A 17757-nucleotide genomic window follows, 5' to 3' on the forward strand; every position below is an offset into this window, starting at 1 on the left:
TACTGTAATTACTCAATAATAATCTTTTTTGTAATGCTTTCTCCTTGCGATTTAACAGTAACCATATATAGACCACTAGCTAATTTTAAATCTAAATAACTATTATTACTAATCGTTTGTGATAAAACAGCTCTTCCTTCAGCTGAAAACACAATAACCTCATAACTTGGTTTGTTACCAGACACATATAATTTATCGGACGCCGGGTTAGGATACACTTTTATTGTTTCGGTTGTAAAACCAACAACACTTAATGCTTGACTCCATGGGTTACCTAACTGATCTCCCCAAATATATTCTACTAAGTCTGGTTGATCTATAAACGGATTTCTATTAAACTGCCATTCGTAAACTACATTATTCCTATTCATTTCAAAATCATCTGGCGGATCATTTCTATGCCACTCTAAAAGTGTCGCTAAATCACCTAATTGACCTGATGTGGTCGGATATCCATTTTCAATACTTAATCCATTATATCTAATTTGCATATATAACACGCTTCGTGCAACATCTCCCTTAAAACTCCCTAAAGTCCCCGAAGGACCATTGTACTCTCCGTAATGTTGATTGCTCCTTACACTGTTTTCAGGACCGTCTGCTGCTCGCAAAGCATGTGCATCACTATTACCATGACGTAAAGAATCTGCATTAGTTGTCCAAAACACATCTTTTCCATCTCTAAAATCATCTAAATCTATACTCGCATAACCTGCTAAAGAGCGTGGATAAGTGTGCTCTCTGTTCCAGGTCCCTGTATTATTTGAGGTTGTTTGAAAATCTAGTTTAGGTTTTCCTACTTCTGTATAGACTAACCACACCTGATTGCTATTCTCAGGATTTTGATCGGCTGCTTCCAAAATATCAATAATATCGGCATATGTCTGCGCTCTAACTACTGTAGGATCTGCAATTATATCTTGTAAGGCTTGCTCCAAATCACCCTCGGACAATCCATCTAAACTATCGTAATATCCTGCAGGCTGTGTACTTATAACATTACCAAAAGTCGAGTTTAAAGGCGTTCCAAAAGATGCCACGACAAAATCATTATCAACAACTCTAGTTTCTAAATTATTATTCAAAGCGATATATGTTGTTGGTAATGTTGCTACTGCTAGTTTTAAAACCTCATCACCTTCATCCAACACATCATCTACTATACTAATGGTCGTTGTTATCGTATTCTGACCCGCTGGAATAACAACCGATGTACTCCCCGTAAAATCAGAAGCATCAAAACCACCGTTATTTAACGTAAAATCAATAGTTAAATCAGAAGTCACATTTTGTTCTGTAGTAAACGTTATAGCAAACGTATCACCTTCATTAAACTGCCCTTCTGTAATTGTTGTAAAAATGCCATTTAACACGATACCACTGCCATCATTTAATGCTCTAGGCGTTGGCTCTGTTGAAACATATGTTATACTATCAGCATTTCCTAAACCATCATCAAAACGCTGTATTGAATTTGTATTATTACTGGACCCTTCATTAATTTGATCTGTAACTCCTAATAATGCCATCAACTCTGCATCGTTAGAATCACTAGTATCATAAACCAAAGCATCTACTAAATCCGTTTGTGTTGCTAAAGTCCCTTCTAAAAAATCTGTATCATCACCCAAATACAAAGCAACTGCATCTGCTCCGTTTTGTATTAAGTTGGGCGGAATAATTATTTGAGGAAAAGGAGAAACTAAATCACTACCAATTAAAAGCAATCCATTGACATCTGTGACATATCCATCTAAATCTAAAGCAAAATAACTAGAATCATTTCCAGAAAAAGAGCCATTAAAAAGAACCAGCACATAACCATCTAAAGCAAAATTAGGAACACTTGATAGTAATTCTATAAATTCGTGATTATCTATATTATTACCTTCAAAAGTGGTATCGCAATCTAATTCGTTTATAACAACTGTTTGAGAATACCCCATACTTGCAAAAAGGAATAAGACTAATAAAGTAATTTTTTTCATCGTTATGTTTTTTTTTTGCGAATATAGCGCTTGATACAAGCGGTCCTGTTGTTCCTATATTAAATTATAATTAACAAAATTTACAAATTTAATTTCTAAACAAAGTCAAAGCACTCTCTTTAAAGAAATGAATTGTAATAAAACTAATTTAAACGACTTGCTTTTCGTTTTTATCTTTTTTCATTACAATAGTTCTGTATGGGAACGGAATTTCGATATCCTCTTTATCAAACCGCTTCTTAACACTTTCTAAAACATCTATTTTAAGCTGAAAGCTATCACTATAATTTTGCGCCCAAGCCCAAGCACGAATTGTCATTGAGGAATCATTAAGTTCCGTTAATGCCGTTTTTACCACTGGCTTACCATCCTGTATATCCAACTCTGTGCGGTTATCAAAAATAAGCGGATGATTTTCGCACTCTTCCTGCATTATCTTCTTTGCTAAATCAATATCGCTATCGTAAGAAATTCCAATTTCAATACGCTCGCAACACTTCAATTCGCCTAAATCATAATTAATTAGTTTTTCTTTATTCATGATTGCATTTGGGATTACAATCATTTTATTTTCAAAATTTCTAATCACTGTATGGCGCAATGTTATATCTGTCACGCGACCAACCATTGTATCTGTTACTTTTACCGTATCCCCGATTTTAAAAGGCTTAAAAACAATTATAAAAACACCACCAATTAAGTTAGACAGTGCTTCCTGAGAAGCGACACCAATTATAAGCGCGACTACTCCAGCACCACCTATTGCTGTTTGCGCAACACCTTTCAAAGACGGAAAAGCCAACAAACACAACACGAGTCCAAACAAATAAATCGCTACTAAGACAACAGATTTTAAAAACTTAATACTTGTGGGATCCTGATTACTTTCTATCCTCTTCTGAACATCTAATTTAAACCATAAGTTAACAGTCGTCGCTACAATTATAGTTATAGCCGAAACAAGACCAAGGTACAAGACTGTTTTAAAATCTTTTATAACAACACTTTTTTCATCATTTTCCACAAAAAGATAACTTAACGCTATAACGCCTAAAACAATCCAAAGTGTATTAAGAATCTTTTTAAGCAGGTTTGTAGACTTTCCTTTTTCATACGGAAACTTCCTTTTCTTTTCCTTTATAACCCACTTATGCAACATGTTAGTTAAAACACGTAAAACAATAACGATAACGATAACAAAAATACTGTAAATAATATCTTGTCTATGTACTTGAAAAAATTCTGTCATTGCAACTATTTATTATTCTATTTTTTTTTGGCAGATTAAAACTGAATATAAACGAACCACAACACCATTCGGTAACCAAAGGATTCGCTCTCTACTCTATTAATTCACCTTATTTTAGATGATTATACTATGTCTCATTATAGTGATTACTCTAGCTGCAAATTTACTACTAGTTTGAATAGCTAAAAAACACTTCTATTAAAGTTTTGTTATAAAACAAGTGGGAAACGCACTGTTATTTTACGCTTTTGTGGAATATCTTAGAAACAAACTCGAATGACTCTGCTAAGAAAATAAATTTTAAAAATGAAATTAATGAATTCTACTTATTTACATTTTTATTATATGAAAATTCCCTTGGTTAAAAATAACCTCTCAAAAAACCCTCTACAATTATAACAATTTATAATAATAATTATAAAATATAATTACATATTGAAACTTCAATAAAGAGAAATCAAAAATAATTAAAACCGTTTACGTTTATACGCTTATATAAGTAAAGTCAAATATATCTATATTCATGATTTTGCTTGGTAGATACTATTGAAAAAACATATCTTCAAAAAACAATCCTAAAATGGATGTTATTATTAACCCTTAAAACTTTAAAATTATGCTAACACTAGTCAAACTAATAGTCGACGTTTTAACATCGGTTATACTTTAGAACATAAAATGTAAAACTTAGTCTAGAATAAGTTTTACCATTTTATTTTAAAACACTAAAGACTATTTGGCTAACAACAACTAAAGCAATAATTTTGAATTTAAATTAAAGGGTATGAAACAATCATTTTTCAAGTTTCTAGCAAAAGCTAATAAACTTGTATTACCAAGCTACACAAAGCAAAAATTAGACTTAAGCAAAGCCACTAAACTACAGATGGCTATTTTTGGATGGAAACTATTTGTTACAAAAAATGCATTAAATTAAATTTTATTAAAAAAACTTTGATACTTATATAAAAAAGATATATATTTGCACCCACGAAAAAAAGGCCTCGTGGCGCAACTGAATAGCGCACTTGATTACGGCTCAAGAGGTTACTGGTTTGAATCCAGTCGAGGTCACTAAAAAAATCCGCACACAACTGTTAATCAGATTGTTGCGGATTTTTTATTTTTATATGTGTCACTATTAATTAATTGGAATAGCATCGCGTATTAAATCTTTAAAGTTATAGGCATCTAGAGCAGACTATTTTATTACCTTTCGGTAGAAAACTATCCAACTAACCTATAATTTATGAAAAACAATATTATCACCATTTTTTTATTGGTATTATTCACCAATACTTTTGCCCAAAAAACAATAGAAAACCCCGAATACGGGCTTATCAGCATTCCTGGCTCAATTACAAAAATAGAAATATTAGATACCGCTACCGTTTTACATTTTCATATAAAGTCTTACCGTGAAAGAAAAATTATTATTTCTGACAAAAGTTATATCGAAGTTATTGGTAGTAACAAAAAGTTATTGGTCACAAAATCTGAAGGTATAAAACTTAACGAAGTGAAAAAAGCTTCTGATACAGGCGAACTTTTTTATAGCCTATATTTTCCAAAGTTAGAGACTAATGTAAAAACTATAGATTTTGTTGAAGTCCACGACAATGAAGACGAGTATGCATATGCTTATGATATTGTTATAGATCAAGAAAACGCATCTATGCTACCTTTAGCACTTCGTGGTAATTGGATGCGAATGGATGGTAGTAACCTTTGGGATTATGGTTTTTATACTAATAACGCGATAATAGATAGAGCCGTTTGGAACTATAAAAAAGTGACTAATAAAGGAAAAAAATATACCATTACACTAGAAAGAGAAGGAGCCTTAAAAATTGTTTATGCAAAACTTAATAAAAATGGTCGTGTCGCTTTTGGAGCCACCCCTAAACAACTCGTTGCCTATAGTTTAACCAAGTTACATAACCCAAATTTTAAATTAGAAAACGACCTACCTTACGAGTCTGCATCTTTATTAAAATTAGACTCTACAACCTATTCTGGTATAATAAAAGGATATACAGAACGCGTAAAAGAAAAAGCATATGTTAGTATTTTAATCTATGACGCTTTTACTTTAAAAGTAGAGCCGCTAAAAGTTAAAATTAAAACCGATGGTAGTTTTTCAATTAAGTTCCCTGCAAATTATCCACAATTCATCATGGTGAGTTCTACTTATACAAATCAGCAACAAGTTAATGTAGAACAAGGAAAAGAAACCTTTCATTTTATAAACGACGGAACACCTCTTTTTATGGGAGATTGCGCCATGTTAAATGATGGATTAACAGAAATGAAATCTATAAATTCTTTTTTTAATAATAAAATAATGAAAGAACTAGCAGAAAGCACAATTTCAGTGTCGCCTGAAGACTATAAAAAAGCATGTCTTAAACTTAGAGATAAAGACCTTACTGCGCTTAAAGAACTTAATCAAAAACATTTTTTTAGTCGTAAAGCCCTCCAAATAAAAAAAATGACGCACAATTTTTTTGCAATGAAGTCTATTCATGATTATGAACGTAGAAGAAATGACCAAATTAAAAATTTACCCCCAGAAAAAGAAGGGACAGTAATTATAGACTATAAAATTGAACCTTCATTTTACGACTTTTATTCAAGCGATATATTTAATGATCGTTTAGGGCTTTTAGCAACACCTTATTTTGGTTTTGTTGCTAATAACTTAACTTCTGATAGTAGTTTTAAAAATGAGAATGATTCTGCTCGGGATATCGAAAATAATATACAAGACCGCTTAAATTTAGAGAATACTTTTTTGATGGATTTTATAAGGTTTCGACGATTTTATGGTGATTTTTTTAATGAAGAAAATAACTTTACAGAGGCAGATATAGAAAATGCGAAGCAAGAGATTAAAGATCCTTTTCTTTCAGATTACTTAACAATTACCGCTAAAAGAGTAAAAGCAACTCACGAAAAAAGCACTTCTAACATCAATACAGTAGAAAAGGCTGAAGGCGAAGAATTATTTGAAGCCATGATTAAAAAATTTAAAGGCAAAGTAATTTATGTCGATTTTTGGGCAACTTGGTGTGGAACTTGTATCCCAACCATTAAAAACACTCAATCGTTTAAAGAAGAAATGAAAGATAAAGATGTTGTCTTTTTGTATATATCGGGCGAAAGTAAAAGATCACCAGAAAACACATGGAAACAAGCCATCGCAGATATAAATGGAGAACACTATTGGCTTACAGAGGAGCAATGGAACTACTTACTAAACAAATTCAACTTTAATGGAATTCCTCGTTATATGGTAATCAATAAAAAAGGTGAAGTTGTTAACGATAATCTGATACACCCTTCTATCGAAGAATTAAAAGTGATTTTAAACGAGGAGTTGGCAAAAAAATAGACTCTGAAACTTTTCACATTACTTTTTTTGTGATAAACCACATCGCTAATTAACTTAAGACAAATTCCATATATACAAAAGAACCCCCTAAGTCCTTAGGGCGTTCTTTTTATCCTCTTATTTTTTTCTTATGTTGCACTGTTGCTAAATTGTAATTGGTGTTTTACCGTTACTACTTGATTAATTGTAGGATTGGTAAAAGGCTTTAGCAACTACTATATTTAATTTGAAATATTAGTACTAATGGTGCCTTTTATATTACGTTCTCATCTGAATCAAATCATAAAAAAAAAAAAAAAACATAAAGCATTTTGATATCCAATTAAGACCACTACTAAAACCAGCATATTTCAAAGCTTTTTGAAATGGTTATTTTTTTATTTGCCAACTATTTTCAAAAAAAAATATAAACTAAAGTACTTTCTAAACCAAATCTTAATTAATTTACACCAGCAACAGACAATACTTATAATACAACATGACTCTAACAGATAAAAAATATCAAAGTATCTATTTAATCATTCTGATTACAGTAGTCATATTATTCTGGAACACTTTGTTGATTTATCCTATTAAGTTATTTGTCGTTATGCTCCACGAAATGAGCCACGGTTTAATGGCTATTGCCTTTGGTGGTCAAATAATAGAAATACAAATTAGCAAACAAATCGGAGGCTATTGTCTTTACAGTATTACACCTAGTTTCTGGAGTTCGTTTATGACGGGAAGTGCTGGTTACCTAGGAAGTTTATTTTGGGGGGCTTTGATTTTAATTTTAGCTGTAAAATCTAAAAAAGATAAATACATTACCTTAATCATTGGCATTATATTAGTAGTACTCTCCTACTTTGTATTGCAATCCGGTGAGTTTTTTGGAACGTCAATGACCTTTGGCTTAGGACTTTTTATGCTTATTGCTTTTAGATATTTTAGCAACTTCTTCCATGACTTATGGTTAAAATTTTTAGGCATTATCTCCTGTGCTTATGTCATACTAGATATAAAAGGGGATCTAATTGATAACTCAAACATTGGCAGTGATGCTGATGCAATTGCTGCACTTACTGGTTTACCCAGCGTATTGGTTGGCGTTATATGGATGTGTGTTGCATTAATTATTATGTTTATTGTTTTACGCTATGTCTACAAAAAACAAAAATACAAAGCCTGAATTTGAACAAAATACACTTAAAAATATACTGTTTTTTTATTTCTAATGCTTACTTTTAAATAATCAACACTATTATTATGAAAAAAAACATGGGAGCTTTGGATAAAAGCTTAAGAGTATTAGCAGCTATAATTATAGCCTTACTTTATTATCTAAATATAATTAGCGGAACAGTAGCCTATGTTTTAATGGCACTAGCTATTGTTTTTTTAATCACTAGTTTTATCAATTTCTGTCCTCTTTATACTATTTTGGGAGTCAATACTTGCAAAAGAAAATAACAAGTATAAAAAAAAGAGTCTTTAATTATAAAGACTCTTTTTTTTAAATAATTTCTGCACTTAATCCTGCTTCTAGCAACATGGTGCATCTGGGTTCCAGCTCTTTGTAAGAGCCTGTTTTAACCGTACACTGTCCTTTATAATGCACTAAAATAGTACATTGTTCTGCTTGTTCTGGCGTATGATCACAAGCATAAATTAAACTATCTATTACGTGATCAAAGGTGTTAACATCATCGTTATACACAACAATCTCGTTATTTGGTTTCTCTAAGGTCTCTACCTCGTGTTGTTCTTGTACTTTCTCTTTTGTACTCATCCGTACTTTTTTTTATAAAAGTAAAAAAATATTAGACATAAAAAAAGGCTTCTGTCGTCACAAAAGCCTTTTATTACTGTATTTAACTTAATATTAGTACATAATATTAAGCGCACTGATGTCATCTACTCCAAATTCTCCATCTTCTCCACTACTAAAACAAGCTAACATAATTGATGTTGATGGACTATTTCCACCTAAATCGATTGCACCAATTGATCCTGCTCCTTCATTTTGATTTTGACCACAACTAGCTCTATCAAACCAATCTGTGTGTCTGAATCCAACTGAGTGACCTATTTCATGTGTAATAACATGCTCCACAACATTTGTATCATAATTGTCTAAACCATAAATCTGAACAAATTTATGTGGGTTACCATTACTAGGAAAACCAGCAGATCCTCCTGCTCCTGACTGACTTGGATTATGGTATACCACCATATCTTTTGACTCATAATCAGTTCCAAATGTTAATTGAAAAGAAATTGACACACCACTTAAAGCATTGTAATTATTTACAGCCCATTGTAATGCTGTTTGTTCTTTAGTAGACAATGCATTACTTCCGCCTGTATATCCAATTATAGTTATTGTTTTTCCTTGAGATACTAAATTATTAGTACGGTAGTTTCTATCACTTGCAGATACTGATTCAAGATTTAAGATTTCGTTTTCACTCATAAAAACATCACCTTCTACTTCAATCATTTCTTTAGTGGTACCATCTGGCAACATAAAATCTACTATTTTAACATCTTTAGTATTGATTTGTGCATCTGCTAATTTAGCAAGTAATTCTGCTGAGACCTCTTTAACCGCAACTTCCTCTTCTACGATCGTTTCTTCATCTTTTTGACATGACTGTAATCCTAGAATAAAACATAGGCTAGTTAGAGCCATAAATTGAACTTTCTTCATTTTTGGTTGAATTTTAAATTAATTAAATGGTTTGCTTTACGTAAACTTTTTCACACAATTTTAAAAATTGTTTATTTAAAAAATTTTGCTATTAATCTTATGTGAGATAATTATCACAGCAAAGATAATTGATAAGAAAAGAAGATTATTGTGGTTTTAACCGTAAATTTATGTTTTAATTAACAAAAAAGTTAAAAATTTGTTTTATTCTCAATAGTATTACTTTTTACACTGTTCTTTATTCCTTTTCAAATTTAAGTGCAACCCAATTATTTCTTGTTAATGTCTCTTTTAAAACAAGTTGGTTATCGTTACATTCTTTTTCTATCATTGGGATGTCTTCTTGGTAAAAGCCACTTAAAAACAAGGTGCCTTTTGCATCTAGACATTTTGAATACGTTGCAATGTCGTTTAATAAGATGTTACGATTAATGTTTGCTATAATGGTATCGTACTTTTTATCTTTTAAAAGCGCTGCTTCCCCTTCATAAACAGAAATATGCTTACAATTGTTACGCTCTACGTTTTCTAAGCTATTTAAGTAACACCAGTTATCAATATCTATAGCATCTAATGGTTTTGCACCTTTCATCTCTGCTAATATCGCTAAAACAGCTGTACCGCATCCCATATCTAAAACAGACTTGTCTTTAAAGTCATTTTTAAGGATATGTTGTATCATCATGTGTGTGGTTTCATGATGCCCTGTTCCAAAACTCATTTTTGGTTCGATGATAATATCATATTCTGTATCAAACTTGTCATGAAATGGTGCACGTACGGCACACAGATCATCAACCACAATTGGATTAAAGTTTTTCTCCCACTCTTCGTTCCAATTGGTTTGCTCAATTTCATCAAACGTATATGTAATTTCAAACTCGTCTGACTTTAATATTTGGATATCATCCAAAATAGTGTCTGTGTACTCTTCTTTTTGGATGTAAGCAGTCACACCTTCTTCGGTTTCTACAAAGCTTTCAAATCCTGCGTAACCCAATTCCGCTATCAGAATTTCTGTTCCTGGTTGGATTGGTTGCACTTTAAAGTAATACCCTATGTAAATAATATTTGACATTTTAATTTGTACTGTATTTTGCAGATTAGCCTGCGTTAGCGGTTGTAGTGGCATCCTTTTTTTGCTGCCATATATGGCAAAAAAAGATACAACGGAAGACGCGACCCTTGTGGTAACGCCCAAAGTATTTTGATTTTTTTTTAGTATTTAAAAGGCGTTTACGATCGCGTAAAAATCTTCAGCTTTTAAGGCTGCTCCACCAATTAATCCGCCATCTACGTCTGGTTTAGAGAAAATCTCTTTGGCATTTGTTGGTTTTACACTCCCTCCGTAAAGGATGCTCATGTCCTCTGCTACTTGACTACCGTATTTGTCGTTTAATGTTTTACGGATAAATTTATGCATGTCTTGTGCTTGTTCCGGACTAGCTGTTTCTCCTGTTCCGATTGCCCATACAGGCTCATAAGCTAACACGATATTTTTGAATGCTGAAGCGTCTAAATGAAACAAAGCATTTTTGATTTGTCCTTCCACTATCGCTTCATGGTTTGCTGCTTTACGATCTGCCAGCTCTTCTCCAAAACAAAAAATAACACGTAAGTCTTTTGATAAGGCTTGGTCTACTTTTTTAGCTAAAATTGCATCGTCTTCATTAAAATATGCACGACGCTCTGAGTGTCCTAAGATTACGGTTTGTATACCGACACTTTTTAACATGTCTGCACTAACCTCTCCAGTATAAGCTCCATTTTCAGCGAAATGCATGTTTTGTGCAATCACTTCAATATCATCATGTCTTGTCGCTTCAAAAGCATGCCATAAGTTAGTATATGTTGGCGCAATCATAACCTCTGCATTAGATGTTTTTGTTTGCTTTTTTAAATCAGTAATTAATACTTCTGTTTTTGGTAAATCATTATTCATTTTCCAGTTTCCAGCTACTATGTTTTTTCTCATGACGTTCTGTTTTATTCTAATTTAACTTTTGGATCTAACCAAGTGTATATTATATCTACAAAAATATTAATTATAATGAATAGTAAGGCGATAATTAACACAGAACCCATAATTACAGGTAAATCTAAGGTGTTAAGCGCGTTTACTATTTCTTTTCCTAATCCGTTCCATCCAAAAATATACTCCACAAACACTGCTCCTGCTAGCATACTTGCAAACCAACCTGAGATCGCAGTCACCACCGGATTTAGTGCGTTTTTAATGGCGTGTTTTTTAATGATTTGAAACTCTGATAAGCCTTTTGCTCTAGCTGTCCTGATATAATCTTGATTAAAGACTTCTAATAAGGAGTTACGCATTAATTGTATCACGACAGCTAATGGTCTAATCCCCAAAACGATTGCTGGCAGGATTAAATTTTTCCATTTAATGTGCATTTTTTCGCCAAAGTCATCCAACTCGTAAAGGCTTCCTGTCATTTCTAGATTGGTATATTTATGTAATACAAAACCAAATAACCATGCAAATAATATGGCACTAAAAAAGGACGGTACGCTCATCCCTAAAGTACTTAATATCTGAATGATTTTGTCTAAAAACGTGTCTTTTTTTAATGCTGAAAGTACGCCTAATATAACACCTAAAAAGATCGCGATCAGTATCGCCGATACTGCTAACACAAACGTATTGGGTAAAGTCTCTGATAATACTTGGCTTACTTTTTTACCTTGTTTGGTAAAAGATTCCCGCAAGTACGGAAATTTTATAACTGTAGTTGTGTTACCTATTGCAAACAGTTGTGTTGCTGAATATTTATTTTGACTTAAATAGGTATAGTCGCCTTCTGTTTTAGAATGAAATGAAAGTGGTGACAAATCGTTTAAATAATAAAAATACTGCGTTGCCACCGGCTTATCAAAACCATACTTTTTTTTAATAATGGCTAATTGCTGACTATCCTCGTTTTGACCCAACATCATTTGTGCTGGATCTCCTGGAAGGACACTAAATAAAAGAAATATAACAGTTACCACACCAAATAAGGTGAGTAATGCATACAGGGTTTTATTTAGTAAATACGGTATCAGATTGTATTATTTATTTTGTTTTTAGTTAAAAACAGTGTGCTTCTCGATATAATTTATGATTACCTCACAAATCACTAGCCGTGCCGTTATTCTTTTTTTAGCGTGATTTTGACCACACCAGTAATATTCTTCTCGCTGTCTATGTTTAATGAGTCCAATTGTGTTCTGTCTTTAAACACATCCATTCTCTCAATAGTTTCAGGATCTAAAGCCTCCGTTTCTGCTTTAGTTACCAAAGCATCATCAATAAAATAAGCTACAACCTCCTCAATTACTTTAGGTGCTGGTCGCTCGACTTTAGGTAATGCTAATTGATCAATATCATTCCAATGTATTTTTTGGATAATCGTTCCTTTTTCTAATTTTAAAAGTCCTGGATTAGATCGGATGATTGTCTTTAAAGCGGTCTCGTCGCAAAAATAATAATCAAAATCCAGTTTGTATTGGGATTTAACCACCGCTACTTTATCAGGTCCAGATGCTGTTAAACCAATCACATCATAACCATTTGCTATAGCCATATCTGAAGCTATTTTAATAGCTTCTAAACCTTTCGCTTCTGATAGTGCTAGATTATAATTAACGATCAATACAACGTGTGGTCTAGTTAAAATATCTTGTGTAAAGTCCTCACCATCTTTTTCAATTGAAAAATCATGGATTGGTGGCTCATACCCTTCTGATATAGTTTCAGTAGTTACACCAACATACTGACCTGTAGATTCTGGATAAGATCCGCTTGTAACGTATGCCTTTTCCGTACCATTCTCATCAAATACCCAAGTGTATTCTATTACTGGCTGTGGTGCATCTTCTGGAACAATCATGTTATCTGTAATATTGTTTCCTACTTTAAAAGGTCTAAAGTCTATTGATGGTAAATGCATTAACACGTGGTATGCAAATCCTAAACACGCTATAAAACTTAGTAAAGACAGTATGGTTGTGGTTAACTTACCAAAAAATGGTTTGACGTGTTTTATTCCAAAGAAAATAATTAGGATTAAAATTAACAGAAAAACATCTTTACCAAAGCTTTCCCACGGGTCCATCTTCATGGCATCACCAAAGCATCCACAATCCTTTACTTTATCAAAATAAGCAGAATAAAACGTTAGAAATGTAAAAAAGATAATCATTAATAATAAACTCCAAATTGTAAATTTAGGCTTGTAACCAATAATTAAAAAGATACCTAAAAGCACTTCAAAAACGACTACTATTATTGAAATCCCTAAAGCATAAGGAATAAAAAATGGTAAATCTAAAACGGTTGGACCAAAATACTCCTCTAATTTAAAAGCAAATCCAATAGGATCATTAAGCTTTATAAATCCCGAAATAATAAAAAATATACCAACAAATATTCTTAAAAAACCGACTATGTATTTCATAACTATATATAAATATCAAATTCCAACAACTAAATTCCAAAACACTCTGCTTAACAAATTAAAAAAAAACAAATTCGTAATTATGTTAATTTATTAATTATTGCAGACAGTATTTTTCTAATTTCGCTTGCTTCTATTATTAATGTTTCTATTCTGTTTGACTCTTCTTTATTCAAATCTTTCAAAAGTTTTAGCCAGTATTCACTTTCTTTAGCTTCTTTTCTTGAAATTTTAATTCTAAATATTAAATCTTTATTTCCTAATTTCTCATTTCCTTCAATATAATTAGCGCCAACTGAGCCCGAAGACCTAACCAATTATTTCCCATCTTCTATATTAGAAATTGTTCTATTTAAATCCTTAACCAAAACACGACAATCCCTTGCAAACTCGTAAGTTCTATCTTCTAAATTAAAAGTTTTTGTAGTGCGCAATCTATTTGGAATTTAGTTTTTGTTTTTTGGGATTTTAGTCATTAGTTAAATGTATCATTGCAAAAATGGCGTAATTAATCATATCTTGATAATTAGCATCAATCCCTTCGCTTACAATTGTTTTTCCTGAATTGTCTTCAATTTGCTTAACACGTAATAATTTTTGTAAAATCAAATCTGTTAAGCTACTTACACGCATGTCTCTCCAAGCTTCTCCGTAATCATGGTTTTTATCTTGCATTAACTGTTTTGTTGCTTTGACCTGTGCATCGTATAAAACGGTAGCTTCCTCTACTTCCAAATCTGGTTGCTCTACCACGCCTTTTTCCAATTGAATTAAAGCCATAATGCAATAGTTGATAATCCCGATAAATTCGCTTTGCTCGCCTTCATCCACTTTACGCACGTCATTTTGTTGCAACCCTCTAATACGTTGCGCCTTTATAAAAATCTGATCCGTTAAAGAAGGTAAACGTAAAATTCGCCAAGCACTTCCGTAATCCGTCATTTTATTAATAAAAAGGTCGCGACAGGTTTTTATAACAGCATCGTATTGTTTTGAAGTATCTTGCATATTTGATAAACTCTAATTGAATTTTGCGTAAATTTCGCATAAAATTATTTAAAGTTCAAGGTTTAGGGTTTAAAGTTTTACTAACGTTATCCCAACACCATATATAAGTGTACAAATGACAATAAATTGTAAAGGCAAACTTATAGATTTAAGTACTCCAAAAGTAATGGGTATTTTAAATGTAACACCCGATTCTTTTTTTGATGGCGGACGTTATAAAGACGAAAATTCTATTTTAAATCAAGTCGAAACCTTATTAAACCAAGGGGCAACTTTTATAGATATTGGTGCTTACAGTTCTAGACCAAATGCGCCTTTTGTGTCTGAAGACGAAGAATTGCAACGTATTTTACCAATAATTAAACTTCTGGTAGATAAATTTCCAGATATCAATATTTCAGTAGATACGTTTAGAAGTACTATTGCAAAAGCAACAATCGAGGCTGGAGCAGCTTTGATTAATGATATTTCGGCAGGCCATTTAGATAACAACATGCTGCAAACCATCGCTGATTTACATGTCCCGTATATTATGATGCATATGCGAGGTACGCCTCAAACCATGCAAACGATGACGGTTTATGATAATTTAGTCAAAGACATAAACTTTTATTTTTCAGAGCGTATTGCAACAGCTCGTGCTTTAGGCATTATTGATTTAGTTTTAGATCCTGGTTTTGGTTTTGCTAAAACGTTAGCACAGAATTTTGAATTATTAAACAAATTTGAACTTCTAAACATTACAGAATTACCTTTACTAGCTGGTCTATCCAGAAAATCTATGATTTACAAAACGCTAGACACTACAGCAAATGACGCTTTAAACGGGACTACTGCTTTACACATGATTGCTTTGCAAAAAGGCGCTAAAATACTGCGTGTGCATGATGTTAAAGAAGCCCAAGAATGTATCACACTTTACAATCAATTACATGCTTAACAGATTATTATTTATCAGTATAGCACTTTTATTTTTTTCCTGCGGAAATGAAAAAGTACTGCAACTACCAGAAATACAAAATGCTACAATCACTGAGATTTTAGACGTCTCTCCAGCTTACATTTTTTATGATGAAACCAAGCAAGATAGCGTTGAGCTAAATCGAAAAAACTTAATTATATCAACCAACTGGCTGGTTAATGTAGATAAGCGTTTAACACTAGAACAAGCGTTACCATCTATAATAAAATTACAAGAAAAGAAACGCAATGCAACCATGCATAAAAATGAAAAAGCACGGAATTATTATACTTGTAATGATACTAGTATTAAAAATTTAGGCTTTATTGATTTTACTGATATTGTTTATGTTATTAAAAAAGGTGAGAATCACTCTACAAAAAATTTAAAACCTATTAATGAAAAAGAATTCAAAACAGAACATGTTCCAAACAATGGGATCTACGAACATGTTCATCAAATTGTAGACATTTATTTTGACAAAAACCATATAATATCAAGCAATAAAGCACTACTAAACGAAGGTAATCTACCAAAATATTTAAGAAACTTAGCATTGACAGGAAATGGATATTTTATTGATCTAAAAGTGAATTTCTCCAAAAATTTAACTTTTCAAGAATACATTACTTTTAAAATAATTATTTCAACTTTAGAGTCTGAAACTATTTCAATTTCAAACAACGAATTCATTTATTAACCCAATTATATTAAATTTACAAAAACCGCTTTCCTTTGGATATATTTAAAGACATTTTAAAATTTAGTTGGATAGACATGATAGATGTAGTGTTAGTTGCACTGCTACTCTACTACGTTTACAAACTAGTTAAAGGGACAGTTGCTATTAATATTTTTATTGGTATTGTAGTCATCTATTTTATCTACTTGACAGTAGAAGCTTTACAAATGGTTTTATTAACCAAAATTTTAGGAGGTTTTATAAGTGTCGGTTTTATTGCCTTAATTATTGTATTTCAGCAAGAAGTAAGAAAGTTTTTATTAATGATTGGATCAACCAATTTTGCCAGTAGACGTAAATTTTTAAGTCAATTAAAGTTTTTAAAAATAGAAACTGGTACGTTAACAGATATTGATGCTATCATCTCTGCTTGTAATAAAATGAGTAGCACAAAAACAGGTGCATTAATCGTTTTAGAACGAAATAACAATCTTGATTTTTTAGCGAATACTGGTGATGAAATGAATATAAAAGTCACCCAACCGATCATAGAAAGCATCTTTTTTAAAAACAGCCCACTACATGATGGCGCCATTATTATACAAGATAACATTGTCAAAGCAACACGTGTTATTTTACCAGTAAACAACGAGAAGACCATTCCGCAACGCTTTGGTTTACGTCATCGTGCTGCTGTTGGAGTGACTGAGCGTACGGATGCCATTGCCCTTGCTGTAAGTGAAGAAACTGGGCAAATTTCTTGCTTTAGAAATGGCGAATTCCTGCCGTTTGAAAACACCGTGGAATTAGCTCAAATTTTAAAGAATGATTTAGAATAAGCTTTGCTTTAATTTCTTAGAAAGCTATAAATCAACCCACACATACTAACCATTTTATACTAATTGAAAGAGTTTAGCAATGCACATTAATTACAACGAAAAAGACAAAACAATTGACATTAAAGATGGATTAAAAACCCAATATTTAATGATTAAAGCATTAATGATTCTAAATCTTGTTAATGCCATTCTTAATGCGTCTTACATAAGTGACACTGGGATTGGCTTAATGCAAATTATCTGGATAGTATTAGGGATTACATCAATAGTGGTCTTATATTTTTACTTTTTCAAGAAATCAAGCCAAGAGAAAATTGCAGTTAAATCAATCGAACAATTAACAGAAAAAACCGTCTTTGGATCAAAACGACTGTCTTTAAAATTAACTAATGGAAAAAGTCGGGATATCGTTTACTTAAAAACACCTGAACAAATTACTAACGTCAAAAAAATACTTACAAAAATAGGTATCACTATTTTAGATTAA

General features: G+C 32.0%; 18 protein-coding genes and 1 tRNA gene. 9 read left to right on the forward strand and 10 right to left on the reverse strand.

Annotation, left to right across the window (positions count from 1 at the left end; translation table 11 throughout):
• Positions 1 to 8 precede the first annotated feature (8 nt).
• Both H0I26_RS17975 and H0I26_RS17980 read right to left on the reverse strand, forming a co-directional pair.
• Positions 9 to 1988, reverse strand: coding sequence for an endonuclease (locus H0I26_RS17975; protein ID WP_218700269.1), 1980 nt, complete (start codon positions 1986 to 1988; stop codon positions 9 to 11).
• Between the two features lie 148 nt (positions 1989 to 2136).
• A complete protein-coding gene (locus tag H0I26_RS17980; protein ID WP_218700270.1) occupies positions 2137 to 3237 on the reverse strand; it encodes a mechanosensitive ion channel family protein in 1101 nt (366 codons plus the stop codon).
• Positions 3238 to 4021: 784 nt separating this feature from the next.
• Between H0I26_RS17980 and H0I26_RS17985 the strand changes: the two genes are divergently transcribed.
• From H0I26_RS17985 to H0I26_RS18005, 5 genes are all read left to right on the forward strand, one after another.
• Positions 4022 to 4174 carry an SsrA-binding protein gene (locus H0I26_RS17985; RefSeq protein WP_136583732.1) on the forward strand — a complete coding sequence of 51 codons (153 nt, stop codon included), beginning with the start codon at positions 4022 to 4024 and terminating at the stop codon, positions 4172 to 4174.
• Positions 4175 to 4237: 63 nt separating this feature from the next.
• Positions 4238 to 4311, forward strand: a tRNA-Arg gene (locus tag H0I26_RS17990).
• A gap of 175 nt (positions 4312 to 4486) precedes the next feature.
• Positions 4487 to 6631, forward strand: a complete 2145-nt coding sequence (locus H0I26_RS17995) for a TlpA family protein disulfide reductase (RefSeq protein ID WP_218700271.1) — start codon at positions 4487 to 4489, stop codon at positions 6629 to 6631.
• Positions 6632 to 7109: 478 nt separating this feature from the next.
• The gene (locus H0I26_RS18000; protein WP_218700272.1) at positions 7110 to 7802 is read left to right on the forward strand and encodes a M50 family metallopeptidase; all 693 of its coding nucleotides are present in this window, start codon (positions 7110 to 7112) and stop codon (positions 7800 to 7802) included.
• Positions 7803 to 7879: 77 nt separating this feature from the next.
• Positions 7880 to 8083: a DUF2892 domain-containing protein gene (locus H0I26_RS18005; RefSeq protein WP_218700273.1), complete on the forward strand. Its 204-nt coding sequence runs from the start codon at positions 7880 to 7882 to the stop codon at positions 8081 to 8083.
• 43 nt (positions 8084 to 8126) lie between these two features.
• On the opposite strand, the gene H0I26_RS18010 is transcribed toward H0I26_RS18005, so the two are convergent.
• The 8 genes from H0I26_RS18010 to H0I26_RS18045 form a co-directional block, all read right to left on the reverse strand.
• Positions 8127 to 8402: an ATP-dependent Clp protease adaptor ClpS gene (locus H0I26_RS18010; RefSeq protein WP_101020076.1), complete on the reverse strand. Its 276-nt coding sequence runs from the start codon at positions 8400 to 8402 to the stop codon at positions 8127 to 8129.
• 93 nt (positions 8403 to 8495) lie between these two features.
• Positions 8496 to 9323, reverse strand: a complete 828-nt coding sequence (locus H0I26_RS18015) for a M57 family metalloprotease (RefSeq protein ID WP_218700274.1) — start codon at positions 9321 to 9323, stop codon at positions 8496 to 8498.
• Between the two features lie 238 nt (positions 9324 to 9561).
• Positions 9562 to 10401, reverse strand: a complete 840-nt coding sequence (gene prmA / locus H0I26_RS18020; RefSeq protein WP_218700275.1) for a 50S ribosomal protein L11 methyltransferase — start codon at positions 10399 to 10401, stop codon at positions 9562 to 9564.
• Positions 10402 to 10548: 147 nt separating this feature from the next.
• Positions 10549 to 11298 carry a triose-phosphate isomerase gene (tpiA, locus tag H0I26_RS18025; RefSeq protein WP_218700276.1) on the reverse strand — a complete coding sequence of 250 codons (750 nt, stop codon included), beginning with the start codon at positions 11296 to 11298 and terminating at the stop codon, positions 10549 to 10551.
• 11 nt (positions 11299 to 11309) lie between these two features.
• Positions 11310 to 12386, reverse strand: a complete 1077-nt coding sequence (locus tag H0I26_RS18030; protein ID WP_218702114.1) for an ABC transporter permease — start codon at positions 12384 to 12386, stop codon at positions 11310 to 11312.
• A gap of 86 nt (positions 12387 to 12472) precedes the next feature.
• Positions 12473 to 13780: a BT_3928 family protein gene (locus tag H0I26_RS18035; RefSeq protein WP_218700277.1), complete on the reverse strand. Its 1308-nt coding sequence runs from the start codon at positions 13778 to 13780 to the stop codon at positions 12473 to 12475.
• Between the two features lie 80 nt (positions 13781 to 13860).
• Complete coding sequence (locus tag H0I26_RS18040) at positions 13861 to 14097, reverse strand: four helix bundle protein (RefSeq protein ID WP_256935191.1); 237 nt, start codon at positions 14095 to 14097, stop codon at positions 13861 to 13863.
• 151 nt (positions 14098 to 14248) lie between these two features.
• Positions 14249 to 14788 carry a DUF1599 domain-containing protein gene (locus H0I26_RS18045; protein WP_090840084.1) on the reverse strand — a complete coding sequence of 180 codons (540 nt, stop codon included), beginning with the start codon at positions 14786 to 14788 and terminating at the stop codon, positions 14249 to 14251.
• A 115-nt stretch (positions 14789 to 14903) separates the two neighbouring features.
• Between H0I26_RS18045 and folP the strand changes: the two genes are divergently transcribed.
• The 4 genes from folP (at position 14904) to H0I26_RS18065 (ending at position 17757) form a co-directional block, all read left to right on the forward strand.
• Positions 14904 to 15728, forward strand: coding sequence for a dihydropteroate synthase (folP, locus tag H0I26_RS18050; RefSeq protein ID WP_218700278.1), 825 nt, complete (start codon positions 14904 to 14906; stop codon positions 15726 to 15728).
• A complete protein-coding gene (locus tag H0I26_RS18055) occupies positions 15721 to 16449 on the forward strand; it encodes a hypothetical protein (RefSeq protein ID WP_218700279.1) in 729 nt (242 codons plus the stop codon). The genes folP and H0I26_RS18055 overlap by 8 nt, the downstream gene beginning before the upstream one ends.
• Positions 16450 to 16484: 35 nt before the next feature.
• Positions 16485 to 17270 carry a diadenylate cyclase CdaA gene (cdaA, locus tag H0I26_RS18060; protein ID WP_101020092.1) on the forward strand — a complete coding sequence of 262 codons (786 nt, stop codon included), beginning with the start codon at positions 16485 to 16487 and terminating at the stop codon, positions 17268 to 17270.
• Positions 17271 to 17349: 79 nt separating this feature from the next.
• Entirely contained in the window at positions 17350 to 17757 is a 408-nt protein-coding gene (locus tag H0I26_RS18065; RefSeq protein ID WP_218700280.1) for a hypothetical protein, read from the forward strand.

Source organism: Olleya sp. HaHaR_3_96, assembly GCF_019278545.1.
GTDB lineage: Bacteria > Bacteroidota > Bacteroidia > Flavobacteriales > Flavobacteriaceae > Olleya.